We start from the raw sequence: 24,329 nt of genomic DNA on the forward strand, positions 1-24,329 counted from the left end.
GTAACAGTACATAAGCTTTTTGTATCATCAAAAGCTTATAGAACCCTGGCAGCTCTATGAGAGCGATCGGGTCAGCTTGAGCTTCTCTAATTGCAAGGAGGATAATGGGAAAATGTTAGCAAGAGACATTGGGATTGATCTCGGAACAGCGAATGTTCTGATTCATGTCAAAGGAAAAGGAATAGTGTTAAACGAGCCATCAGTTGTTGCAATTGATAAGAATACAAACCGTGTATTGGCTGTTGGTGAGGAAGCAAGAAGGATGGTTGGCCGTACACCTGGAAACATAGTGGCAATCAGGCCTTTAAAGGATGGCGTTATCGCAGATTTTGATATTACAGAGGCCATGCTTAAACACTTCATTAACAAGCTGAATGTTAAAGGCTTTCTTTCAAAGCCGCGCATTTTAATCTGCTGCCCAACAAATATTACGAGTGTTGAGCAAAAGGCAATTAAGGAGGCAGCGGAAAAAAGCGGAGGCAAAAAAGTATATCTTGAAGAAGAGCCAAAGGTAGCGGCAATTGGTGCAGGGATGGATATCTTCCAGCCAAGCGGAAACATGGTTGTCGACATTGGAGGAGGTACGACCGATGTGGCTGTGCTTTCAATGGGTGATATCGTTACCTCATCATCTATCAAGATGGCGGGCGATAAGTTTGATGCTGAAATCCTGAATTATATTAAGCGCAAATACAAGCTTTTAATTGGTGAACGTACTTCCGAAGATATTAAAATTAAGGTTGCAACTGTTTTCCCTGGCTCCCGGGACGAGGAAATTGAAATTCGCGGCCGCGATATGGTGTCAGGTTTGCCGAGAACGATTACTGTTAGATCTGAAGAAATCGGTGATGCGCTTAAGGAATCTGTCGCTGTTATCGTTCAGGCGGCTAAGAGCGTACTTGAACGCACACCGCCAGAGCTGTCTGCTGATATTATTGACCGCGGTGTCATTTTGACAGGCGGCGGCGCGCTTCTTCACGGAATGGATATGCTGCTGGCAGAGGAACTAAAGGTCCCTGTATTGGTAGCGGAAAATCCAATGGACTGTGTGGCCATTGGGACAGGCATTATGCTTGATAATATGGACAAACTGCCAAGACGTAAATTCAGCTAATGAACAAAAACGGGGTCTCGAGTCAATGATTATTAGAAGTAATAATTGACTCAAGGCCCCATCTTTTTAGCTTTTGAAGTTCAGTGTCTTACGCTTTTCTATTAACATTGCCCCTTTTCCTTTGAATTAATAATGAAAACTATCCCGCAAGTATTTAAATCTGCTGCCAATTTCCGATATAATAGGATGACAGTTTGATTGAATAAGATTTGCTATCAATTAGAAACATCTCTATTTTGGGGTGAGAATATGTTAAGAGGATTTTATACAGCAGCATCGGGTATGCTTTCGCAGCAGCGGCGCACCGAAATGCTTACAAATAATTTGGCAAACGCCAATACTCCGGGATTTAAGGCTGACCAGTCCAGCATGAGGGCCTTTCCTGAAATGCTGATTCAGCGGATGGGACTGACAGATATTCCGGTGGAAAATGGGTATAGACTTCCGGTGAATTCGTTAGTAGGCGGTCTTAACACTGGTGTTTATATGCAGGAGGCTATGCCAAAGTTTTTGCAGGGCGATATCCAGCAGACGGATCGAAATACAGATATTGCCTTACTGAACGGCAATATCCCTGTAAACCCGGAAACCGGTTTGAGCGGAACAGTATTCTTTGCAGTGGCAAACGGAAATGGTGAGCCGCGTTATACCAGAAACGGGAACTTTACGCTTGATGGACAAGGGTTTTTGACAACATCAGCGGGTTATTATGTTCTGGACGACCAAAATAAGCCGATTCAATTAAACAGCGAAAACTTTACGGTAGGTGAGGACGGGACAATCAGGGAGGACAGCCGGGTTGCTGCCAGACTCGGAATTGGCTACTCTGAAGATCCGTACCGTCTTATCAAGGAAGGGGACGGTTTGTTCCGCACCGAAAATGGCGCCGAATTGGCGAATGCTTATACGGACGGAAACGTTGGGTTTGCATTTAAGCAGGGTAATATTGAAGCTTCTAATGTAGATGCCTCCCGGACTATGACTGATATGATGACAGCTTACCGCGCTTTTGAAGCCAATCAAAAGGTCTTGCAGGCATATGACCGAAGCATGGAAAAAGCAGTGAATGAAATTGGGCGGCTCGGATAATAAATGGCACAATTAAGCCGATGGGACCTGTAAAGGGGGAAAACGATGAATAGGACAATGATTATAGCTACGAATACAATGACCCAGCTTCAGTATAAAATGGACATCATTGGCCACAATATCTCAAATGTTCAAACAAATGGGTTTAAGAGGAAAGAATCCTATTTCAATGATCTGCTTGTTCAGCAGTTTGAAACCCTCGGGCGGGCAGACAAGGAAATCGGGCGTTTAACGCCAAATGGAGTCCGGCAGGGAACAGGAGCAAAAATCAGCCAGGCGAAACTCGTGCTGACCCAGGGAAGTGTAAAGACAACAGACAGGGATCTTGATGTAGCACTGCAAAAGAAAGATCTTTTCTTTAAAGTTCAGGGTGAAAATGAACAATCGGTGAATTTTACCAGAGATGGAGCTTTTTATTTGAGCCCAGATCCGCAAAATCCTGATAGAATGATGATAGTGACAGGGAATGGGCACCCGCTTCTTGATGAATATGATAATCCGATCTCTGTTAATGGAGATATTAAAGAAATTACATTTTCGGAGAATGGTGAACTACGCGTAACAAGCCATAATGGTGGCGCAGAAACCTTCGGATTAGGGATTGTTTCAGTGAAAAATCCTCAATTTCTTGAGCAGGTCGGCGGAAATCTTTTAGGACTGCCGGCAAATCTTGATGAACTTAATGTCACGGAGGAAGATGTACTAACTTCTTTAACCGGCGGGGGAAGGGACGAAATCTCCCTTCAGCAGCGGGCACTTGAAACGTCAAACGTTGACTTATCTAAAGAAATGACAGACCTGATGAGTATGCAGCGACATTACCAATTCCAGGCAAGATCTATCACGCTGGCAGATCAAATGCTAAGCTTAGTAAATGGAATTCGATGAAGGAGCTATAGCAGATAAGCATGGTTGAAAAGAAATTGACAAGAAATGAATATAAGATAATAGCTAAACAAAGTGAGGAAGACAGGCCAGCGGAAAAGCCGGCAGAAAAACGATGGATTAGAGTCCGGCTGATTCCGATATGGCTTCGTCTGATTATTGTGGTGTTCCTAATCGCTATTTCGCTTGCCGCAGGTGCAGTAGTCGGCTATAGCGTATTTGGCGATGGAAAGCCAGCTGATGTATTTAAGAAGAGTACGTGGGAGCATATTGTTGAACTCGTTAATAAAGAAACATAAAGAATAAGAATAACCCCTGCCACTTATCTGGCAGGGGTTTATTCGGTTTGTTGCAGGTTTGACTGCTCCGTATCATGTCCGATCATAGGAGGATCTTTTCGTTTGCAATGGAAAAGCACAGACTGACCATGATATGATGGGAAAAAAAGTGCCCGGTTATTGACTGCATAACAGGATAAATCAGATACAGTACTTCTTCCAACGGCACGTAAAGGAGATTATTATATGGAACTCAATATTACACAAATTAAAGAAATTATCCCGCACCGTTACCCCTTTTTACTTGTGGATAAAATTATTGAAATTGAAGAGGGAGTAAGGGCGGTTGGCATAAAAAACGTGACAGCCAATGAAGAGTTTTTCAATGGACATTTTCCAGACTTCCCAGTTATGCCTGGGGTATTAATTCTTGAGGCGCTTGCACAGGTTGGGGCAACAGCGGTATTGATTAAAGAAGAAAACCGCGGAAAGATCGGATTGTTTGCCGGAGTGGATAAATGCCGATGGAAAAAGCAGGTTTTCCCTGGGGATCAGCTGCGCCTGGAGGTAGAATTGGTTCGTTTTAAAGGACAAATCGGCAAAGGAAAAGCGGTGGCTACAGTCGATGGAGAGGTCGCCTGTGAAGCCGAGGTCATGTTTGCTTTGATGGATAAGGCCCAATAAGTTTTCGTTTGCAGGACTTAACTAATGGATATAGTTCCAATTAAAGGTGTGTCATATGACCAATTATTTCCATTCCGTTTATTAATCTTATAACCAGGGTAAAACCTATTCATAAGCAGCGATTTTTAGATAAATCCTGGGATTAAATGGTTTGGTAAGCCATCAACGGGTATTTCCCCCTATTAAAGATCAGGCTGAGTATGCCTGGTCTTTTTGCATGGCAGAAATTATTCAATAGAACTGCAAAGATCTCATTCACTTGGGCACAATACAAGTGACCATTAATAAGGTCTAATTACATAAAGAAGGGAGGTTAACCGCGATGAAGAAAAAACTTCTTGCCTTAATCGGAGGTTCTTTTCTGTCAGCAATGCTTTTGGCAGGCTGTGGCACAGACAATAACCCGCCTCCTGATGACAATAACAATATTGAAAACAACGAGATTGAAGATAATAACGACCAGGACAATGGTGTGCTGGATGATAACAACGGCAATGAAAACAACAATAACAACGACGATGGCATGCTTGACGATAATAATGGAAACAACCGCAATGACAATAATGGACTAGATACGGATAATCAGGGTGAAAAGGATCCTTTAGATCCAACAGGTGGCGATGAAGTACCAGGAGAAGGTATTCTAGAGGATGCCGATGATAAAGACAATGGTAAGTAAGAATTTTCTTTCTTTAAATGGAAAAAGGGGCTGTGAGCTGATCAGCCCCTTTTTAAATCTAACTAAACATCTATATTTCGATATTATTCTATAAATTTTTATAATGCGTTAAAGCCTTGTATACCTATGTTGCTTATGCGTCCTAGTTATTATTATTCTATTTTTACATATCGTTTTATGTTACTATTTTATAAGGAGCAAAGACCTATTTACTCAGGAGGTACAATTGAAACATGTTTAAAGATCTTTCATCAGGAGTTAAAATAAGTATCACTCGTTCGATTTCTACAGTTTTTGAGCAATATATGGTTGGAATAAATTGGGAAGAAAGCCGGTTTAGTTTGGAAGCTTTTGTTGCGGAATGGCAGGAATATATTACGAACCATGCGTCTTGGTATAATAAAGTAGATACTGAAATCAAGGGGAATCCTTTATTTCATGAAGAATTGGCTTCGAAGATAAATGAAACAATCAATAAAATTTTAAGTGAAAAACCAACACAAGAACAAATTAATGAAATTGAAGCAATCGAAGTGAAGCTAGGTAAGGACATTCCTTATTCATGCAGGGCAGAAGCCCGGTATGTTATTGATAAAGCGAACCGATTATAATTCTTATCAATTACGATAAAAATATTTCCCATTAATAGCAATGACGCCTTATGCAGGCAATATGCTCAGATCTTTCAACAAATTAATATAGATGCTTGATATTTGGATAAAAATATTTCATATAAAAAAACCTTGTCAAGAATGACAAGGTTTTCGCTTATATTCAAAGTGTTTTATTTCTTTACTTTATCCCCGGAAAGCTTCGGTCGAGAGCGTATTTTTTCTTTAAACTCCGTGACTAAATCTTTGCCGCTCATTCCATTATGTACAAGGTCCTGAAGCAGCAGTTCGGCATAATCCCGCTTCGTTCGTTTAAGATGTCCCTCAAAAAGGACGCTATAGAGATCCTCTACGTTTTTTACGGAATGAAGAATAGTCTGGAAGGCGGCCGGATCGTTTTCTTTTTTCGTAATAACAACTCGAAGTTCTACATTTTGTTTATCTGAGACTGTATTTTCAATAACCTTGTATTCCTTTTCCTGCAAAAGGGCCTCAATCAGCCAGGTGTTGTCATCATCTTCTTTATTTATAATTAATCCGTCGGTTAATTCCACATCCACTATTTCCTGCTTGTCGTTAAACAGCTGCAGTGAAACAAGTTTAAAAGTTTTCACCAAATCCCTCCATTCCATCTTATTCCGAAAAACCTTAGCCAATTTCCCGCTTTTCCGATCTTAGCCATTCTTTCCTGCCATTATAACATACATGTTTTTCCTGCCAAAAATTTATGTTTCTGAATAGTTAAATTGTCGAAAAAAATCTGTTAATTTTTTTAAATGTATACAAAACTTTGTTATTAAACTTCCCCAAAGTCGAAACTTGAAGTTTAGGTGCACTAAACGTCATATTTAGACCTTTTTCTGCTTCCCAAAACATCATTTTAGCGATTTTACTTACCGGCAGCCTAATAGGTATGATGATAACAAGTTATCGAAAGGAGATGAAAACTTGATAAATCAAGTTACATTAGTAGGCCGTCTGACGAAAGATCCCGAAATTCGCTATACTCCGGAGGGGAAAGCAGTATCAAACGTTACTCTCGCAGTAAATCGCAATTTCCGGAATGCAGGAGGAGAATTCGAAGCGGATTTTGTTCAATGCACTCTCTGGAAAAAAACAGCCGAAAATACGACGCAGTATTGTCAAAAAGGGTCGATTGTAGGCATAACAGGCCGAATCAAGACAAGGAATTATGAAAACCAGGAGGGGAAAAAAGTATATGTTACTGAAGTGGTGGCGGAAAGTGTCCGTTTTCTAGACAGCAAGCACAAGGAACGAAGCACTGCGATCGAAGTGTAAGAACGAGGTGAGAGGATGGCAGAAAATAGACAAGAACAATCTTGCAAATGTAGTTGCTCCTGTAAAAGGCAGGTTCAGATGGAGTCAGGCAGGCAAACTGATTTTACTAGAATCGAACTGATAGTCTCGGATATGATCCGTTTTATTGCCAAAGCAAACATTCAATCCGAAAACAGCGAAATTCGCGTATCAGAGTTTGCTTCTGCTATTTCCAGCCTGGAAATACAGGTACAGGCTCTATATAGAAAGCACCAAGCCCTCGACCAATACACCAGATCCTTGCCTATCAAACCTGCACGCCCACTTCCAAGGAAACAATTTGTTATGAACGGAATTCATAAAAAATCTGTCGAGATTTAATCCGTAAAAATGATTTAAGCAGAAATAAAAATCTATTGCACTATAGCATGTTAAACAGGAAAATCTTTTTTTGCTCATTTACTTGGTTAGTAAAGAAGAGTGAATGACGAAAACGGAATTTTCGAATCCTTAATCCAATAGACCCCCGCAATACCCGAAACCTCTGTTTATTCTCCTAGACAAAAAAGGTGTACCCTCTAACTCCCTCATTTTTTGGCTGCTGTTAAAGCAGCTTTTTTTATTTTTAGGTATTTTTATCTATCATATTTCTTGCTCTCAAAACCATAGAACTATTTCAGTCTTTTATTTTACCCACTTAAATATCCAGTTTTTTCTTTAATCCATTAACGCTTTAACTATGTAAATATAATAAATTATTTAAAAATTTTACGAATTTAGTATTGTAAAATTATTGCGCAAATGTGATAATTCAATAAAGTTGTACTAGATGGTGAAAGGGGTGAGGATTGTGAGCCATCCAGTCATAGATGTAAAAGGACTGCGAACATCTTTCCTTACAGACGAAGGTGAGATACCGGTTGTAAATTCAATTGATTTTCATATAAAACCCGGAGAAGTTTTAGGAATTGTAGGTGAATCAGGCTGCGGGAAAAGTGTTACCTCGCTTTCTTTAATGGGCCTCGTTCCTTCCCCGGCCGGCAAGGTTGAAGGGGAAATTTTATTCAATGGAGATAACCTTGCACGAGCCTCCGAATCAAAGATGAGGAAAATACGCGGCAATGAAATCGCGATGATTTTTCAGGAACCGATGACCAGCCTAAATCCCGTTTTTACAATTGGAGAACAGCTGACGGAAGCTTTACGGATACATAGAAACTGGAATAAGCGGACTGCACTGTCCAGGGCGATTGAAATGCTCAAGCAGGTAGGACTGGCAAGGGCAGAGGAATTGGTAAAGGAATATCCCCACCAGCTTTCTGGAGGAATGAGGCAGCGGGTCATGATCGCCATGGCTATGATCTGTGAGCCAAAGCTGTTAATAGCGGATGAACCGACCACGGCGCTTGATGTAACCATTCAGGCGCAGATATTGGAGCTGATGAAAAAGCTTAATAAGGAAACAGATACTGCCATCATGCTGATTACCCACGATCTTGGAGTGGTCGCGGAAATGTGTCAGCGGGTTGTTGTTATGTATGCCGGCAAAATTGTAGAGGAAGGCGATGTGCAATCCATTTTCCGGAATCCAAAGCATCCTTACACAGTTGGGTTAATTCAGTCAGTACCAGATATGAGAGTGAAAAAGGAACGGTTATATTCCATACCGGGCAATGTTCCAAAGCCGGGGACAATTCAGCTTGGGTGCCATTTTGCTCCACGATGCTCACATGCAATGGCACGCTGTCTTTCGGAAACTCCTTCTCTCACGCCTTTTGAAAATGGGCAGCAGGTACGCTGTTGGCTGTACGAAGATGTGAAAGGAGCAGGGGAGAATGACTCAGCCATTAGTTAAAGTAGAAAACCTGAAAAAGCATTTTCCTATAAAGGGCGGAGTGCTTGGTAAACAGATTGGCGAAGTAAAAGCGGTCGACGGTGTTTCTTTTCATATAAATCAAGGGGAAACACTAGGGCTGGTAGGTGAGAGCGGATGCGGCAAATCCACAACAGGCAGAATGCTTCTCCGTCTGCTGGAGCCGAGTGAAGGAAAAGTCTATTTTGAAGGAAAAGACATTCTTGAACTTTCTTCTGGTGAGATGCGGAGGATGCGCCGGGAAATGCAAATGGTTTTCCAGGACCCATTCGCGTCGCTAAATCCAAGGCACACAGTCGAAAAGATTCTGGAGGAGCCCCTTATTGTCCATGGCATGAAGGATAATGCCGAAAGGAAGAAGCGCGTCCAGGAATTACTTGAAGTAGTTGGATTAAGCAGCTACCACGCAAAACGGTACCCGCATCAATTCAGCGGCGGACAAAGACAGCGGATTGGAATTGCAAGGGCTCTGGCCGTGAACCCGAAACTGATTATCGCAGATGAACCTGTTTCCGCGCTGGATGTTTCGATCCAGTCACAGGTATTGAATCTGCTTCAGGATTTACAAAAGGAATTCAACTTAACCTATTTATTTATTGCCCATGACCTTGGGGTTGTCCGTCATATAAGCGACAGAGTTGGCGTTATGTATTTAGGGAATATAGTAGAGCTTACAGACAGTGAAAAACTTTATGAAAGTCCTAAACACCCTTACACCCAGGCCCTTTTATCAGCAGTGCCGGTTGCGGACGTTGAACACAAAAAGGAAAGAATCATCCTTCAGGGCGATGTACCGAGCCCATCCAACCCGCCAAAAGGCTGCCCGTTCCATACCAGATGTCCAAAGGCAGTGGACGTTTGCAGCAGCATGAAGCCGGTATTGAAGGAAGTTGAGCCTGGCCACTACGCAGCTTGTTATTTATATGAATAACAGCGCGTACATATAAGGGGGGCTTGATCAATTGCTTTGCCGCACTTGAGAAGTTCCTCTGCCGGATGAGGCTGATTCGATAAGAAGACGCCGGATGTCGGCCTAAAGAGGCAAAATATTATAAAACTGGGGGAAATAACGTGAAGAAGAGTTTATGGGTAATTTTTGCTTGTGTTCTTGCTCTTTCTCTGGCTTTAAGCGGATGTTCATCATCCTCGTCGTCAAATGGAAAAGAGAAAGACAGCGGCAACAGCAGCAGTGCTGGCAAGGGAGAAGATTCAGATTATGTTTTAATTTATGGACGCGGCGGAGATTCAGATTCGCTTGATCCGGCTATGACAACTGAAGGGGAATCCTATAATGTAACCGACTCAATCTATGAGAACCTTGTTGAGTTTGGAAAAGACAATACGGATGTACAGCCTGGATTAGCAGAAAAGTGGGACGTTTCTCCGGATGCAACAAAGTTTACGTTCCATCTGAAAGAAGGAATAAAATTCCACGACGGTACAGACTTTAATGCCGAAGCTGTAGTAAAGAACTTCCAGCGCTGGGCAAAAAGCAAGGATGAAGCAAAATTTGCTTACTATCCTTCCATGTTTGGCGGCTTTGAAGGTGACGAAGGGCATGTAATCAAAGAAGTAAAGGCAATTGACGAAAAGACGGTTGAATTCACACTAAACCGCCCGCAGGCTCCATTCCTGAAAAACCTTGGAATGAGTCCATTTGCCATTGCAAGTCCAACTGCGTTTGAAAAAGGCGAAGACAGTCTTGCGAAAAATCCTGTCGGTACAGGACCATTTAAATTTGTTTCCTGGAAGCCGAACGATGTTATTGAATTAGAGCGCAATGACGAATACTGGCAAAAAGGCCTTCCGAAACTGGCTGGAGTTAAGTTTAAAGTAATCAAGGACAACTCTGCCCGTTTGAACGCTTTAATTAAAGGTGAGCTTGACGTGATCGATGGACTAAACCCTAGCGACATGTCTAAGGTTGAGGCTGATAAGAACCTAGCATTATATGAGCGCCCTTCTTTAAACACAGCGTACCTTGGCTTTAATGTTGAAAAAGAGCCTTTTAACAAAAAAGAAGTCCGCCAGGCGATCAGCCATCTGATTAATAAAGAAGAAATCATTAAGAATTTTTATGAAGGCACGGCAGAATCTGCAACAAACCCAATGCCTCCTTCTGTCAGCGGTTACAACGACAGCATTCAGGACCGCGAATATGATGTGGAAAAAGCTAAGGAATTGCTAAAACAGGCTGGACTGGAAAAAGGATTTAAGCTGGATCTATGGGCATTGCCAATCGCCCGTCCATATATGCCAAATGGCCAGAAGGTTGCAGAAGCACTTCAAGCTGACTTCAAGAAAGCGAACATTGACGCGAACATTGTAACATTTGAATGGGGTACGTATATTGACAAACTCCGTGCAGGCGAAGCCTCCATGTTCATGATGGGCTGGAATGGCGATAATGGGGATGCCGACAACTTCCTTTACACTTTGCTGGATAAGGACACAATCGGGTCAAACAACTATGCCCGCTACGGAAATGAAGAAGTCCATAAGCTGTTAATTGAAGCACAATCCATTGCAGATGAAACTAAGCGTAATGATCTGTATAAAAAAGCACAGGAAATTATCTTTGAAGACGCTCCATGGGTACCGCTCGCGCACTCAACACCATTGCTTGCCGGTTCTAGCAAGGTTCAAGGCTTTGTGCCGCACCCAACAGGATCTCAGTCATTCATTGACGTTTCTGTAAGCAAATAAATTGCAAAAAGGGGAGTATGGAATTTTGCATGCTCCCTCTTTTTTTGACAAACACCATACATATTTGAAAAGTTTCGCAGTAACGCAATCATCCTTTGTTTATAGAAAGAGGTGACAGACATGTTATCATACACCTTGAGAAGATTATCCTCATTAATTCCGGTGCTTCTTGGCATGGCCTTTATCGTTTTCTTTATGATTCGGGCTATACCGGGTGATCCAGCACAGCTTATTTTAGGCCAGCAGGCAACCAAGAGTTCAATAGCAGCATTAAATAAAGAACTCGGGCTGGACAGGCCATGGCATACTCAATTTCTGGAGTACCTGGGAGGGATTTTTCAGGGCGATCTCGGAGATTCATTAAAAACCAAAACGCCGATCAGCGAAGAAATATGGCCATACCTGGCCGCGACAATTGAGCTATCCTTGGTAGCGATGATCATCGCAATCATAATTGGTGTGAATGCAGGGATCATTTCAGCTTGGTTTCAAAATTCCTGGTTTGACTATACGGCAATGGTACTGGCTCTCATCGGGGTATCCATGCCTATTTTTTGGCTCGGTCTTATGGAACAATATATTGTGTCCATTCAGTGGGATTTACTGCCTACAACTGGCCGTGACAATATCCGGGATCCGGTTGAGGCCATTACCAACCTATACTTGATAGATACTCTCCTGAACGGAAGGTTCGACCAATTTATCGAAGTAATCCGCCATCTCATTCTGCCCGGCATCGCACTTGGCACAATACCGATGGCCATTATTGCACGTATGACACGTTCTTCCATGCTCGAAGTTATGCGCTCGGACTACATCCGGACAGCACGTGCAAAAGGAATGAAGATGTTCTGGGTTGTATATAAGCACTCGTTAAAAAATGCAATGATTCCTGTTATTACAGTTATCGGTCTTCAAACCGGTTTGCTTTTGGGCGGGGCGATCCTCACTGAAACAATCTTCGGCTGGCCAGGAATCGGAACCTATATTTATGACGCTATCAGCTACCGTGATTATCCGGTTATCCAATCAGGCATCCTCGTGATTGCTACGATTTTTGTGCTGATTAACCTGGCTGTAGACTTACTGTACGCAGCAATCGATCCAAGAATTAAATATAAGTAGGAGGGATCAGGCATGGCAGAACTAGCAAGTAAAACTCCTCCAATGCTTCCTCCTCAAGCGGTGGAGGAAAAAGCAGTTTCTCCCTGGAAAGAAGCATGGAAAAGCTTCAAAAAAAATAAGCTCGCCATCGCGGGTCTTTCTATCGTTTCATTTTTTATCCTGCTGGCCATATTTGCAGATTTGATTGCTCCATATGAATATGCAGATGTAAAGCTGGGAGATAAACATCTTTCCCCATCGGGAGAGCATTGGTTTGGAACTGATGAGTTTGGCCGTGATATTCTTAGCCGAATCATCTATGGTTCACGAATTTCCTTATGGGTTGGCTTCCTTTCTGTAGCAGGCTCGGTTGTGATAGGGTCATTTTTAGGAATTGTAGCCGGTTATTATGGAAAATGGATTGATACAATCATATCGCGTATTTTTGACATTATCCTTGCGTTTCCTAGCATCCTGCTGGCCATCGCGGTCGTGTCCGTTCTTGGCCCGTCATTGCGGAATGCATTGATTGCCATTGCGATCATCAATGTGCCAACTTTCGGAAGGCTGTTGCGCTCAAGAGTGCTAACTGTAAAAGAAGAAGAATATATTACTGCGGCCAAGGCAATCGGTATGACCGATTTTAGAATACTGACTCAGCATATCCTGCCGAACAGTATGGCGCCAATCATTGTACAAGGGACATTGGCAATTGCCACAGCCATTATCGAATGTGCTGCACTTGGTTTCCTCGGATTGGGTGCTCAGCCGCCAACCCCAGAGTGGGGCAAAATGCTTTCAGACTCCCGAATATTTATTTTGGAGGCCCCATGGACCGTTCTGTTCCCTGGCCTTGCCATCATGCTCACCGTTTTAGGCTTCAATCTAATGGGTGATGGACTTCGGGACGCACTAGACCCGCGGATGAAAAATTAATAGTTTATGGACAGGCTGCTGAGGCAGCCTTTTTCTATGTTTAACAGTATATATTGTATGTATCTTGGGTGGGTGTTTATCATAATTTGTCGAGAAATCGATATTTTCTCAAAGTTGATTGATAAATTTCCGGAGTTGAAGGATAAATTTTGAAACTTGAACGATAAATTTTGAAAGTTGATCGATATTTTTTGTAAGTTGAACGATAAATTCCAGCAGCTACCGAAATTTTAATATTTTAGGGTTACGGGTATGGGTATTATGCCTTTGGAATTGGGAACCATCTCATTATTTATCTATTATTATGCTAAAAAAACCCCCTTTACCCTTTCAGATGTTTAATCAATGGCAAAAAAGTAATATAACTTTGGGCTTTTACTTCTTAAGCGGCCCAAATTTTACGGAAGAATACAAAACCTCTTTAATATACCCCCGTGAGTGAATAAAAAACCGGCGTGCGGTCCAGTCTTTTGATCCAACGCTGCCAGGTTGCTCTTATAAAAACCGAAACGGAGGCGCTGCCAAGTGTACCTCTTCATAACAAAAATAGCGCCCTATCTTGGGCGCTGCCAGTAAACTATTAACCATCCCCGCCACCGGAGGCAGCTGTAGCGCCAGCTATTGCAGCAACCATTGCTGCTTCCTGTGCCTGGATAATGGCTTCAATTATGGAATACATTCCTGTTTCAATCACTGTTGTATCCTGAACCCGATTGCTCATAAGGCAATTGACCGTCATCATAAAATTTATATCCTTATGCCATTTAAAAAGCCGGTCTGAATTAAGCTGTTCCGCCACCAGCCGGATTGTTTTTACTTCACTCTCGCCATCTTTAAGCATGGCGAGCATTCCAATCTGGGGATAATATATCTGCTTTGTTTTTATTCCGCTTTCCCTGAATGAATCTGCCAATCTTAAACAGCGATCAATTAAAACCTTTGGGTCGGTTTCCTTTTCAAGAGTAAGAATATGGCTGAGAAACTGCAGGTAATTTCCTTTCCAGAAGCCATTGATGCTTAGCTGTTCATAAAATCCTTCCATATGGTGTATCAGCTGCTCAGGCTCTTCATCACGTACAGCCAGCAGGACAGCAAGGGGATAATCACTGGCAGTTGTCAGAAAGTAATGCTTTTCCTTCATTCCCTTGTAAATTCTTAAGCTCTTTTCAATTCTCTTTTCATAATCACTAACAGGCTGATCACTAGAAACCATCACCAGCGCAGCGATATAAGTGAATGGGCCTCTGCTAAAACCGCTGGCAACCATTTTTTCATAAACGGTTATAAATTCCTGGAATTTCTCCTGAGGCTGTTCAAAGCGGACATCCAGAGTAGCAGCAGTCGTATAGCGCTGATATGTCTTCAAATTGGAGAAAAAGCCAACATTATCTTTAATATAATTGCTTAATTCAAGAAACCTATTAAAATCAAAAGGGCGGCTTTTTACAACATACATGGAAGCCACCATCATCAGCGTCCGCCGATCGCCAACCTTCCATTTCAGATTCTCCTTCAGTTGAGCATAAATACTTTTATAGTCTTCTAACTTATGCTGCAAAGCTTCAGATATCATACAACCACTTCCTTCTTTATCCATTTAATATTATTACGGAGCAAGAGGAGAAAGGTTTCATTTAAGCTCAGGTATTCGAACATGAAAATCCGGCGGGAACATGGCTATTCAGGAAGCGAAGGTGAAATTGTAAAAGTAACTTGCAATGGAGAAAACGACAATTTTATTAATATAGGTATCATAAATAAGAGAGAGCCGTTGGTTCTCTTTTATTTTTAGGCGGTTTTCAAACTTTGTTGTTATTAGTTTTATAAAATAATGATATATAATTTATTAATAGTGAACAAAAGACAGATACTGGGACATATAGTAATAATACTCTATGAGCTAAAAAAGGATTAAAGGGATGTGGAGATGATTGAGCATTCGATTGCATAATCTGCTTTGGGTAGTTATTTTGCTTGTGCCTTTGTTTATATTGATAAAAACTAAAAATTTCGAAACTGCTTTTATGACTTTTATGCTCGAGTTGTGTTGCTACTCCATCTACGGATTAATATGGCTTAGTCGAAACTTGAAAATGCAGTCAGAATCAGAAATATGGAAAACACTGAAAATGACAGACAAGGAACTGGAGAACTATACATCCAGCTTACTTGTTCAATTGGGTTATAAAGTAACTGAAACGGCAAATAAACATAATCTAAGCTTTTCATTGACGTCAATCGAAGGAAAACAAATTATTGTTAAAGTTAAAAGTCACAAGAATAGTGTGGGGATTAGGCTTGTCCAGAAAACTTTAAAAGAATGGCAGACCATTGATGCTTCAGAATGTTGGATGATAACTAATGGAGGCTATACTAAAAAAGCCCTGAAATTTGCCAGCTCTAACAATCTTAAACTATATGATCGTGACCAGTTAATTAAATGGAGTTTAAAAGCTAAACGAGCAAAAAAAGAACAAGATAATAACCATAGAGAGTCAAAAACATAAAGTTGCTACAGTCTGAGACCTGAATTAATATTCATTCAGGTTTTATTTTTATAGTGACGGAGAAAGCCAGGGGCAGTTTTATACTCAGTATCGGGACCTTATCGTTGAGGAAGATAAGAAGTTCATTCATATCAAGCCTAAGATTAAATGCCGGGTGAAATTCAGAAACTATACAAAAGCAGGCTTGCTTAGGATTCCTTCTTTTGTTTATTAAATCGAGTAAATTAAGCCCATCTCAATTGAGAAGGACTTTTTGTTGACTCATTAATTTGTAACAATTTAGTCCCATCTCCCGTTATATTTATGAATTAATAAAAAGGGGATGATTTTGTTGAAAAAATGGAAAAAGGTAACTGCTTCGCTATTAACTGCTTCAGCATTATTAATGAGTGTACCTTCCGGGAGTAGCGCACAAGCATCACTGGATTATTCTATTTTTCAGATGCCACAATCAGGAATTCTTAAAGTGGGTGCCCGCGGGGAAATTGTAAAGATTCTTCAAAGAGCTTTAAACCAAGAACTTAAAGCAGGATTAACTGTCGACGGTGTGTACGGATCAAAAACCAAAAGTGCAGTTCTGAAATTTCAAAAACAGTATAAGAGTCTCAAAGACACTGGCATTTACGATAAAAGCACGCATGCAGAACTTTCAAAGAAGGTAAATTCATTTGGTTTTGCAAACATGGTACTGAAACAGGGTAGTCGCGGAGAAGCAGTCAGAACCTTACAAAAAGGGTTGAATAAAGTAGGAATACGTATTTCTGTAGATGGTGTTTATGGACCTGCAACAAAGGCAGCTGTTTTAAAGTTTCAAAAACGATATCCTGATGTAAAAGATACTGGTGTTTTTGATGAAAGCACGAGAAACTTACTGGATAAGGTATTACATGATTAATTATTTTCTATCAAAACAACAAGATTAGCCCCTCTCGAATGAGAAGGGCCTTTTTCATTTGAAAACATCTGGGCCTTGCCGAGTACTGAAAAGGAGAGTCCTTCTAAAAAGTGAGCAGTTTTCATGAAAAATCTTAGTCAGCAAGAGCCATTACCAGAGCAGAGCCAAACATAGCAAATAGTGCGGCATCCAAATGCCGCACTGATTAGAAGTATCAAAATTACCGTTTATTAAGTCCCTTTAGAAAGATTTCCAGCATTTCAATTGCTTTTTGCTGTTCTTTCACCGGAAACTGGTCGAGCTGAAGCAGGAGTTTATGCAGACGCGGGTTGGTTTTTACCATTTCTAAGATAATGTGATCGTTTTCGGAAGCTTTGTTGAATATATAAGGGGTTCTTTTTTCGTTGCTTATATTCATGCCGGTCAGTTCGCTAATCAAATAATCAGGGTCAACATGGAAAAGCTCTGCAAATCGCAGCAGAACTTCAACTTCGGGAATTTGTTTGCCGGTTTCGAACTTGCTGATCGTGGAGCGGCTCAGATTCATTTTGCCTGCAACGTACCGCTGCTTCCATTCCCGTTCTTTTCGCAGCGCTCTTAGCTTTTCAGATAGTCCCATACCTTATCCCCGCTTAGATATTTTCTTACTATCAAAGGTACATCTGTCAAAGGAAAAAAAGCGAAGTGGCTACAATATCGAACAAATTAATATGTTCCAAGTAAGAACAAAAAGCGAACGAAAGCTTATCCCACCAATTTTTCACTTTTTACAATTTGCTTACAGGAATCAAAATTCGCCAAAAATTTTAAAAAGAAAACAGGATTTTGTAACATAAAGTAAAAAATATACTGTAATTGGAAATTTTTCAAAATACTTTAAGGAGGAATTTATGGGCAAATCTTATGCAGCCAAAAAAACAAAAAATGAAGAGCGATATCTCATTGTACACGAGGCGGTTTCCACAAACAGCGGTTCAGCATTTATTCCTGCTACATTCTTTGATGCCCTTCAGCAGGTTAGACCTCAATCCGCCAAGAGCCTTAGTGCAGAACAATACCGCTTATACCCCATGAAAGATATATCCACAATCAGCATTCATCACCCTGGAATGAATAACATACAGATAAAATTTGAAACTGTAGCAGACAAAATCCTCATATCCGAGGAAAAAACAGAATATAGCCATGACAACCCATCAAATCTGTACCGTGCTCTCGAATATATCATGATAAAACACAATGGGGTATTATCCTTTTTCAGTCATCCTCCTGCCGCATCCAGAGTAACAGCCATAGCAAAAAGACCGCTTAGGGAAAGCGGCCTCTAGCTTTTTGAATATGAGAATAACATGTCTCAATACGGGTGGCAGGCAGATGCCATCCATACATTTTCATTCAAGAGTATAATTCAGTCAAACTTTCAATTTGGCCAAGACACCGCTTAATGAAGCGCAACCAAGTCCTTCAGCTCTTCTGTTGAAAGCTCGGTAATCCAGTTTTCACTGGAGATGATTTCGTCATTTAGAGATTGTTTTTTATCCAGCATGGCATCAATTTTTTCTTCAAGCGTACCGGTGCAGATTAGCTTATGCACATGGACAAAGCGCTTTTGGCCGATGCGGTAGGCCCTGTCTGTTGCCTGATTTTCAACTGCTGGATTCCACCAGCGGTCATAGTGGATTACATGGTTGGCAGCGGTCAGGTTTAATCCGGTGCCGCCAGCTTTGAGCGATAGTATGAAGAATGGGAAGTCTCCGTTCTGGAAGCGTTCGATCAGGTCATCACGCTGCTTTTTTCCCATGCTGCCGTTTAGGAATGGTGCTTCAATGCCATACCTTGTTTCGAGCAATTCCTTAATCATTTCGCCCATTCCAATATACTGGGTAAAAATCAGGCAGCTTTCATTTTGGTCATGCACAGCGTCCACAAGCTCGGTCAGCTTCTCAAGCTTTCCGGAGCGTTTAGAAGACGCATTCCTATGCTCTTCTTCTTTTAGGTACAGAGCCGGATGATTGCACAGCTGCTTCAGCTTATTGAGCATCGTCAAAATCTGGCCTTTCCGTTCAAAGGCAGATAGCTGTTCAAGCTCAGCGAAGGTATCGCGGATAAGCTGTTCATACAGGGAGGCCTGCTCTGTGGTAAGCGGTACAAATTCCTTCTGTTCCTGCTTATCAGGCAGATTTAAGGCGACTTCTTTATCCTTTTTTGTCCGGCGCAGCAGGAATGGCTGGATGAGCCGCTGCAGCTCTTTAATTTTCCCTGTCTGCTGCTCACGTTCAATCGTGGCCACATATTTTTCCTGGAATTGTCCTAGTGTTCCAAGGTATCCCTTATTAATAAAATCAAAAATCGCCCACAATTCGTTTAGCCGGTTTTCCATAGGAGTTCCTGTGAGAGCGATTTGGTGCCTGCCTTCCAGCTTTCGAACTGCACGGGACTGTTTCGTTCCCGGATTCTTAATATTCTGGGCCTCATCAAGAATAATGCTGTTCCATCGCATGGAAGAAAGCTCATCAAAATCCATATGGGACAGGCCATAGGAAGTAAGAAGAACGTCGCAGCCAGCCAGACCTGCAGCGAATGCGTCTCCCTTTGGACGGTTTGACCCATAATGCAAAACTACCTTAAGATTCGGGGCGAACCGCTCAAGCTCCTTTTGCCAGTTTCCCAGCACGGAGGTGGGACAGACAATAAGGGAGGCGTTTGTTTCGATTTTCGGTTGCTCTCCGGGAAGGCTGGTTTCATCCATTCCGTTTTGAATAACCTCCGCAGTATCCTCGAAATCCTCACTGCTTTCATCCTCAATGATCGCATGCGAGCTTGGCAGCTTCTGGGAAACCTCATGGCTTTCAAAGCCCGATTCCGAAGTCTCGTTCGCTTTTACATGAAGCAGATAAGCAATCATCTGTACCGTTTTGCCTAGACCCATGTCATCTGCTAAACAGGCACCAAAGCCATGCTCGCGCAGGAACAGCAGCCAGCTCATGCCCAGCTTTTGGTATGGGCGGAGATCTCCCTGCAAATCAGCAGGAGGTTCCACAAGCGGAATATTTCTCGTCTCGCGCAGGCTGTTGACCAGCCTTTTCAAATCCTGGTTCAGTTCAAACTGGATCCGCATCATATCCGCGTTTTCTTCATCCTCACCCTCGCCATCCTCAGGAAAGTCGAGAAGCTCCTGCTGAAGCAGTTCGTTCAGGTGAATTCCCTTCTGGTTTGCCGTTTTGACCATATCCTGTATCTGCCGGATAAAAGCAGGGTCGAGCTTCACCCACTGGCCGCGAATGTAAATCAGCCGTCTTTTTTCATTAACAAGCGCCTGGAATTCCTGCTCAGTGAGCTCCTTGCCATTCATGGAAAAACGCCAGTCGAAATCCATTATCGCCTGCAGCCCGACATAGGAAGGTCCGCGGGAGGACTGGTTTTTTACCTTTGCTTTCACCTTCAGTGATGATTCCTTCAATGTCATCCACCAGGATGGCAGCAGAATCTCGGCGCCAAGGAACATCAGCTTTTCGCTGGCATCGGTTAAGAACTCCCAGGCCTCGAATTCAGTCAGCTCCTGTTTTAACGAACCTTTTTCCTCTAGCCATGGAATAATGGAAAACCAGCGCTTTGTTTCATTTTCAATATCAGGGATGTACTTTTTCCACCCGCGCGGCCATTTGGCAGGTGGGTAGGTTTCAAGAAGCAGATCATCCTTTTTGGAGCGCAGTGTAATTTCCAGCTTCCACGGTCCTTCTCCATCAAAGGGCTCAGTCAGACGCAGCCCCGCAGTAAACGGCTTTGTATCCTCTTGAAGGCCGAGCCAATTCTTCCAGCTTTCCTCATTAAAAAAGGCATGTAAATCATTTGCAGAAAGCCGGGTTTCCTTTAAGGCCCGAACTGCCTGCCGCCACCGTTCCTTGACCGGCGAATGTTTTTCAAGATATATGGAAACAGCATCGTTATACCATTCTTCGACAAATGATTTTACCGTCACCGAATTTTCAGGAGCTGCCGGACTGTCCGGAACGACGGATTCATTCCAAAAGGACTCGTCAAATTCCTCTTCCACCTGTTCGGGGAGCCTCCAGCCGATTCGTTCCTGCTCAAGGGAGTGGAAGTCAGGTACTGGGATGCCGCTCTCGATTGCTTCGGCTAAAACAGGTGCAGCTGAAAGACAAAGGGAAGAGAGATCGCACCAATCCCACTCAATAAACGAATTAAACCCTTCCTTTGCAAACAGATTAAGCAGTCCCCAGCCGTCGACAAGGATTACCTCGTTATTCCCGATAGAACCTATTTCCACCTTTGTGCCGAAATGGCTGACACTATCCCATGTAAAAAGAAGCCGCTGGATCTGGGATGGATTTAAATATCGATTATCTTCATCTACCGCAGAAAGGGCATATTTCCCATTGCCGATTGGTGACGTTTGAATGTGTATTTTCCCTGTGTTAAGCATGAATCAGCTTACCCCTTTGCAATTCTTCTTGGAATGCGCGCAGCCTTTTTGTTGATTCGGCAAGGTCGCCGACATAATCAGTAAAAAACTCTTCCTGTTTAAGCTTTTTATACACCGTCCGCATTTTTTTCAAATACCGGACCGCCTGTCTATAGGCTGAGCGGTTCTTTAAGCCGATTTGCTGCTCAACAGCATGGAAATACAGCGGAAGTACCAGTTCGGGATTCGCTGCCGTAATCACTTTTACAGCTTCTGTACCGATTGAATCCAGGCTAATGCCGGCATACACATGGAGATCAACCCACTTTTTATATTGCTCTTCTTCAAAAAGGTATGTCGCATAGCTCCAATAGCTGTAGGGAAGGGCCTCCCGGTAAAATTTCTCCAGCAGGTCGTTACGGTTATTTTTCAGGCAAAAGGCATTGACCGGGCCGGAAAAAGTCCGTACAAAATCGGTGCATTCATAATAATTCCCAAGCTGCTGCAAAAATGGCCGGATATGCTGCACCAGAAACTCGATGAATGGAACGGCGCGAACATCGGAGTCCGTTTCAAGCTTGATCCAGTAAAATAGGTATGGACAGGCCTCAGCCCCCAGTTCCTGCAGCATTCTGGGCAGTTCGCTGCTCCGATTATTTAATAATAGTAAATGGATATAGGCAATCTGTACGGTCAGTGCCTGTGATTCTCTCTCGATAGTGTCTTCCAGGCTTGCCAATTCGTCCTTGCGCCATTTTGGATTTTTTAAAAGAGAACCCCAGATGGCCCTGTACAGATCCGTACTTTCATATTCCAGTATAGAACTGACACTCAATAAGCGATGGGTGTCTCCCTTAATGCCTTCGAAAAAATCATCAAAGGCAAAGGGGCGCGCCTGTCTGCTTAATTGCTGGATGATACTGTGAAGATCATCGGTGAGATCAGTGATAAGAGAATGAAAATAGCGGAAAGCAGCAGGGCTTTTACGGGATTCTTCTAATAAATCAGCTAATAGAAGAAAAGTACGGAAGCTGGTAATAAAGTCGTACAATACCTTCCATTCCCGTTCAATCGGCGCCTCTGCCCTGAGCCGCTGTGTGTAAGTCCGCCATTTTTCCGGCAGCGCATAGGATGGAAGCTCTTTATTGGCTGTTATATTTTCCGTAAAGGTCTCATCAATAAACTGGATCCAGGCTTTATAGCTTTTAACTAAAGGCTGCTTTTTCGTCCGGTTCAGTAGATCGCGTGCCCGCTGAAGCTGCAATGGGTTTCGGTTTGTTTGCCCTTGCTGCTGTTCCTTCCAATTCTGCACCCATTCACTAACGCTCCCAACTGCCGCATAGGCAGAAAAGAAAACAGCCAGCTTATGGCGGCAAAAACTGATGCGATTGCATGTACAGCTGCTATTTAACGGGAATGTTAAATCCAGTTCCACCTTAACAGGGGTAACATCCTGTACAGTAGCTCTTACAAAATCTGGAGTTTCCGTCTTCTCATATACCAGCTCCTGCCGGTAAAGCATTACCCCGCGCTGGACGGCAGCCACCTGCTCTCCGGCTTTCGGATTCAGCTCTTTTGCAAGCTGCTCACCAAAAAACGTCAACTCACTAATCACATTCATACCTCCCTGGCGGATGACCGCGCTCAAAGCATTTTTATATATTCAAAGGCAGAAATATCCCTGCCAATAACGAAAAAGTTGTGCCTTTGGGATGATGGCCAGTAGACACATCTCACTCCCGTTAGGCTATCTTATCATTATACCGCATTTTAAGGGGTAAATTGAATGGGCTGCTGCGTTTTGTTTTAGGAGGGGAAATAACCCGGATAAGTTAACAGGCCATACTATGGACAGTAAGGCCTGTTAACTGGATATCTTATTTTCCGTGCTCCATTCCTTTAGCTTTTTTTTAATGAAAGGAATGAACCGGTCATCGCCCTGAAGCTCGAACACTTGAAGTGATTTGGTCAAATATACGGTCGCGGATGCATAATCTCTTTTTAATTCGTAATTATAGCCTATATGATAGTGAAGCTCACCAAGAGAGAACAGTAGATCCTGTTCAATGCACCACTTAATAGCCTCATTGCAGTAGGAGATCGATTCATCATATTGGTTAAGTCTTGTCAGCAATCGGGAAAAATTATAAATTAACCGCAGCTTTATTGTGTTGTCAGTCAAATAAGGGAAATTCTCCAGATAATTCAAAGCACTTTTATAAGTAGAGTAGGCTTCATTGTAAAGCTTCTCTTCCACATAAAATACCGCTTTGCTGACCATTATATCGAGTTCTCTCTCGGAATAAACTTTTTCAGATGACTTCGTTAGTGCGATGGCTTGTTCAATAAGGTCAAGGGCTCTTATCAAATCCTTATTTTTAAAATATTCGTATATACCTTTATGCCAGAGCAATAATTGAGAGTTTTTCTTATTTTGTGTAAAAAGCGGATTTTTCTCTTCCGACTTAATAATTTGCCTGATAGTATCAAAGTCCATTTTGTGCCTTGCTATTTTAAGCTGATTTTCTACCTCTTGAATATAATCCAATCTTGGTGTCATACCTATATCAAAAAAGTAGTTCACGTCTACACCGAGCCGCTGGGAAATAAGATAAAGTGTGGTAGCCAAGGGAAAGACATCCCCTTTTTCAATTTTGCTGATCTGTGCCTGGGTACAGATTCCCTCAGCGAGCTCTCCCTGTGAAAGTCTCATCTGTTTCCGGAGCTCTTTTATCTTTTGTCCTATTAATGAAAAATCCATAGGCTTGTCCCCTTCATAATATTCCTAAAGTTATATTTTTCTAATAAATGCAGCGAAATATAAAAAAAACATGTCATTTTGTATATAAAAACGGTTATGAACGGATAAATGCTAATTTATTATATATGGTTAAATATAACTATAGAATTTATTTCTATTAAATCAACATTTCTTTAATAAAAAAGGAGGAATTTCCTATGAAAAAGAAGTTAGTTGGTGTATTATTTGCTCTTGTTTTGGTAGCAGGTTTTGTAGCGGTCGGTTCAAGTACGGTAAGTGCAGCCGAATTACCGCCAATGCTCACAGAACTTCCGCCAATGCTGTAAGTAAAATTCTATCTTTCTATACCCATTTCACACCTCTTTTATAGGGGTGTTTTTTCTTTGGAAAAGAGGCGGAGCTAATTGTTTGAGGTAAAAAAATCAATTAATCTCGCAGGAAGTTGTATGGTTTAGCTTCGCTCACACCGCCTTTATTGTGTTTGCATCTGTAACTATTAATGTTTA

24 protein-coding genes are annotated in these 24,329 nt (G+C 42.1%); 18 read left to right on the plus strand and 6 right to left on the minus strand.

The window, feature by feature from the left end:
* Positions 1 to 112 precede the first annotated feature (112 nt).
* From CVD28_RS08625 to CVD28_RS08655, 7 genes are all read left to right on the plus strand, one after another.
* A complete protein-coding gene (locus CVD28_RS08625; protein ID WP_101591973.1) occupies positions 113 to 1,114 on the plus strand; it encodes a rod shape-determining protein in 1,002 nt (333 codons plus the stop codon).
* 249 nt (positions 1,115 to 1,363) lie between these two features.
* Positions 1,364 to 2,203, plus strand: coding sequence for a flagellar hook-basal body protein (locus tag CVD28_RS08630; RefSeq protein WP_101591974.1), 840 nt, complete (start codon positions 1,364 to 1,366; stop codon positions 2,201 to 2,203).
* 45 nt (positions 2,204 to 2,248) lie between these two features.
* Positions 2,249 to 3,091 carry a flagellar hook-basal body protein gene (locus CVD28_RS08635; protein WP_101591975.1) on the plus strand — a complete coding sequence of 281 codons (843 nt, stop codon included), beginning with the start codon at positions 2,249 to 2,251 and terminating at the stop codon, positions 3,089 to 3,091.
* 20 nt (positions 3,092 to 3,111) lie between these two features.
* Entirely contained in the window at positions 3,112 to 3,387 is a 276-nt protein-coding gene (locus CVD28_RS08640) for a DNA-directed RNA polymerase subunit beta (RefSeq protein ID WP_101591976.1), read from the plus strand.
* A 225-nt stretch (positions 3,388 to 3,612) separates the two neighbouring features.
* Complete coding sequence (gene fabZ / locus CVD28_RS08645) at positions 3,613 to 4,050, plus strand: 3-hydroxyacyl-ACP dehydratase FabZ (protein WP_101591977.1); 438 nt, start codon at positions 3,613 to 3,615, stop codon at positions 4,048 to 4,050.
* Positions 4,051 to 4,372: 322 nt separating this feature from the next.
* Positions 4,373 to 4,729, plus strand: a complete 357-nt coding sequence (locus CVD28_RS08650; protein ID WP_101591978.1) for a hypothetical protein — start codon at positions 4,373 to 4,375, stop codon at positions 4,727 to 4,729.
* Between the two features lie 233 nt (positions 4,730 to 4,962).
* Positions 4,963 to 5,340, plus strand: a complete 378-nt coding sequence (locus CVD28_RS08655; protein ID WP_101591979.1) for a hypothetical protein — start codon at positions 4,963 to 4,965, stop codon at positions 5,338 to 5,340.
* 173 nt (positions 5,341 to 5,513) lie between these two features.
* Here the strand turns inward: CVD28_RS08655 and CVD28_RS08660 are convergent, their stop codons facing one another.
* Positions 5,514 to 5,954 carry a YwpF family protein gene (locus CVD28_RS08660; protein ID WP_101591980.1) on the minus strand — a complete coding sequence of 147 codons (441 nt, stop codon included), beginning with the start codon at positions 5,952 to 5,954 and terminating at the stop codon, positions 5,514 to 5,516.
* 334 nt (positions 5,955 to 6,288) lie between these two features.
* On the opposite strand from CVD28_RS08660, the gene ssb reads away from it, so the two are divergent.
* From ssb to CVD28_RS08695, 7 genes are all read left to right on the plus strand, one after another.
* Positions 6,289 to 6,639, plus strand: a complete 351-nt coding sequence (gene ssb, locus CVD28_RS08665) for a single-stranded DNA-binding protein (protein ID WP_101591981.1) — start codon at positions 6,289 to 6,291, stop codon at positions 6,637 to 6,639.
* Positions 6,640 to 6,717: 78 nt separating this feature from the next.
* Positions 6,718 to 6,999 carry a hypothetical protein gene (locus tag CVD28_RS08670; RefSeq protein ID WP_101591982.1) on the plus strand — a complete coding sequence of 94 codons (282 nt, stop codon included), beginning with the start codon at positions 6,718 to 6,720 and terminating at the stop codon, positions 6,997 to 6,999.
* 466 nt (positions 7,000 to 7,465) lie between these two features.
* Entirely contained in the window at positions 7,466 to 8,473 is a 1,008-nt protein-coding gene (locus tag CVD28_RS08675) for an ABC transporter ATP-binding protein (RefSeq protein WP_374702514.1), read from the plus strand.
* Complete coding sequence (locus tag CVD28_RS08680) at positions 8,454 to 9,422, plus strand: ABC transporter ATP-binding protein (RefSeq protein ID WP_101591984.1); 969 nt, start codon at positions 8,454 to 8,456, stop codon at positions 9,420 to 9,422. The genes CVD28_RS08675 and CVD28_RS08680 overlap by 20 nt, the downstream gene beginning before the upstream one ends.
* A gap of 140 nt (positions 9,423 to 9,562) precedes the next feature.
* Entirely contained in the window at positions 9,563 to 11,197 is a 1,635-nt protein-coding gene (locus tag CVD28_RS08685; protein ID WP_101591985.1) for an ABC transporter substrate-binding protein, read from the plus strand.
* A gap of 120 nt (positions 11,198 to 11,317) precedes the next feature.
* Complete coding sequence (locus CVD28_RS08690; protein WP_101591986.1) at positions 11,318 to 12,322, plus strand: ABC transporter permease; 1,005 nt, start codon at positions 11,318 to 11,320, stop codon at positions 12,320 to 12,322.
* 12 nt (positions 12,323 to 12,334) lie between these two features.
* Positions 12,335 to 13,237, plus strand: coding sequence for an ABC transporter permease (locus CVD28_RS08695; protein ID WP_101591987.1), 903 nt, complete (start codon positions 12,335 to 12,337; stop codon positions 13,235 to 13,237).
* Between the two features lie 580 nt (positions 13,238 to 13,817).
* On the opposite strand, the gene CVD28_RS08700 is transcribed toward CVD28_RS08695, so the two are convergent.
* On the minus strand, positions 13,818 to 14,810 hold the full coding sequence (locus CVD28_RS08700; protein ID WP_101591988.1) for a DUF4003 family protein: 993 nt from the start codon (positions 14,808 to 14,810) through the stop codon (positions 13,818 to 13,820).
* A gap of 556 nt (positions 14,811 to 15,366) precedes the next feature.
* Here CVD28_RS08700 and CVD28_RS08705 point away from each other — a divergent pair.
* Positions 15,367 to 15,744 carry a restriction endonuclease gene (locus CVD28_RS08705; RefSeq protein ID WP_257985806.1) on the plus strand — a complete coding sequence of 126 codons (378 nt, stop codon included), beginning with the start codon at positions 15,367 to 15,369 and terminating at the stop codon, positions 15,742 to 15,744.
* Between the two features lie 331 nt (positions 15,745 to 16,075).
* Entirely contained in the window at positions 16,076 to 16,639 is a 564-nt protein-coding gene (locus CVD28_RS08710; protein ID WP_180954081.1) for a peptidoglycan-binding domain-containing protein, read from the plus strand.
* A 220-nt stretch (positions 16,640 to 16,859) separates the two neighbouring features.
* On the opposite strand, the gene CVD28_RS08715 is transcribed toward CVD28_RS08710, so the two are convergent.
* Positions 16,860 to 17,258: a helix-turn-helix domain-containing protein gene (locus tag CVD28_RS08715; RefSeq protein ID WP_101591991.1), complete on the minus strand. Its 399-nt coding sequence runs from the start codon at positions 17,256 to 17,258 to the stop codon at positions 16,860 to 16,862.
* 271 nt (positions 17,259 to 17,529) lie between these two features.
* Here CVD28_RS08715 and CVD28_RS08720 point away from each other — a divergent pair, with 271 nt between their 5' ends.
* Positions 17,530 to 17,967, plus strand: coding sequence for a hypothetical protein (locus tag CVD28_RS08720; protein ID WP_101591992.1), 438 nt, complete (start codon positions 17,530 to 17,532; stop codon positions 17,965 to 17,967).
* Between the two features lie 113 nt (positions 17,968 to 18,080).
* On the opposite strand, the gene CVD28_RS08725 is transcribed toward CVD28_RS08720, so the two are convergent.
* The 3 genes from CVD28_RS08725 to CVD28_RS08735 all read right to left on the minus strand — a co-directional run bounded on the left by CVD28_RS08725 (position 18,081) and on the right by CVD28_RS08735 (position 23,823).
* The gene (locus CVD28_RS08725) at positions 18,081 to 21,083 is read right to left on the minus strand and encodes a DEAD/DEAH box helicase (protein WP_101591993.1); all 3,003 of its coding nucleotides are present in this window, start codon (positions 21,081 to 21,083) and stop codon (positions 18,081 to 18,083) included.
* Complete coding sequence (locus CVD28_RS08730) at positions 21,076 to 22,677, minus strand: SWIM zinc finger family protein (RefSeq protein ID WP_101591994.1); 1,602 nt, start codon at positions 22,675 to 22,677, stop codon at positions 21,076 to 21,078. The genes CVD28_RS08725 and CVD28_RS08730 overlap by 8 nt, the downstream gene beginning before the upstream one ends.
* A 249-nt stretch (positions 22,678 to 22,926) precedes the next feature.
* The gene (locus tag CVD28_RS08735) at positions 22,927 to 23,823 is read right to left on the minus strand and encodes a helix-turn-helix domain-containing protein (protein ID WP_101591995.1); all 897 of its coding nucleotides are present in this window, start codon (positions 23,821 to 23,823) and stop codon (positions 22,927 to 22,929) included.
* 197 nt (positions 23,824 to 24,020) lie between these two features.
* Between CVD28_RS08735 and CVD28_RS28665 the strand changes: the two genes are divergently transcribed.
* Positions 24,021 to 24,149, plus strand: coding sequence for a hypothetical protein (locus CVD28_RS28665; protein WP_257985807.1), 129 nt, complete (start codon positions 24,021 to 24,023; stop codon positions 24,147 to 24,149).
* Positions 24,150 to 24,329: the final 180 nt, after the last annotated feature.

This window comes from Bacillus sp. M6-12, from assembly GCF_002860285.1.
GTDB lineage: Bacteria > Bacillota > Bacilli > Bacillales > DSM-1321 > Peribacillus.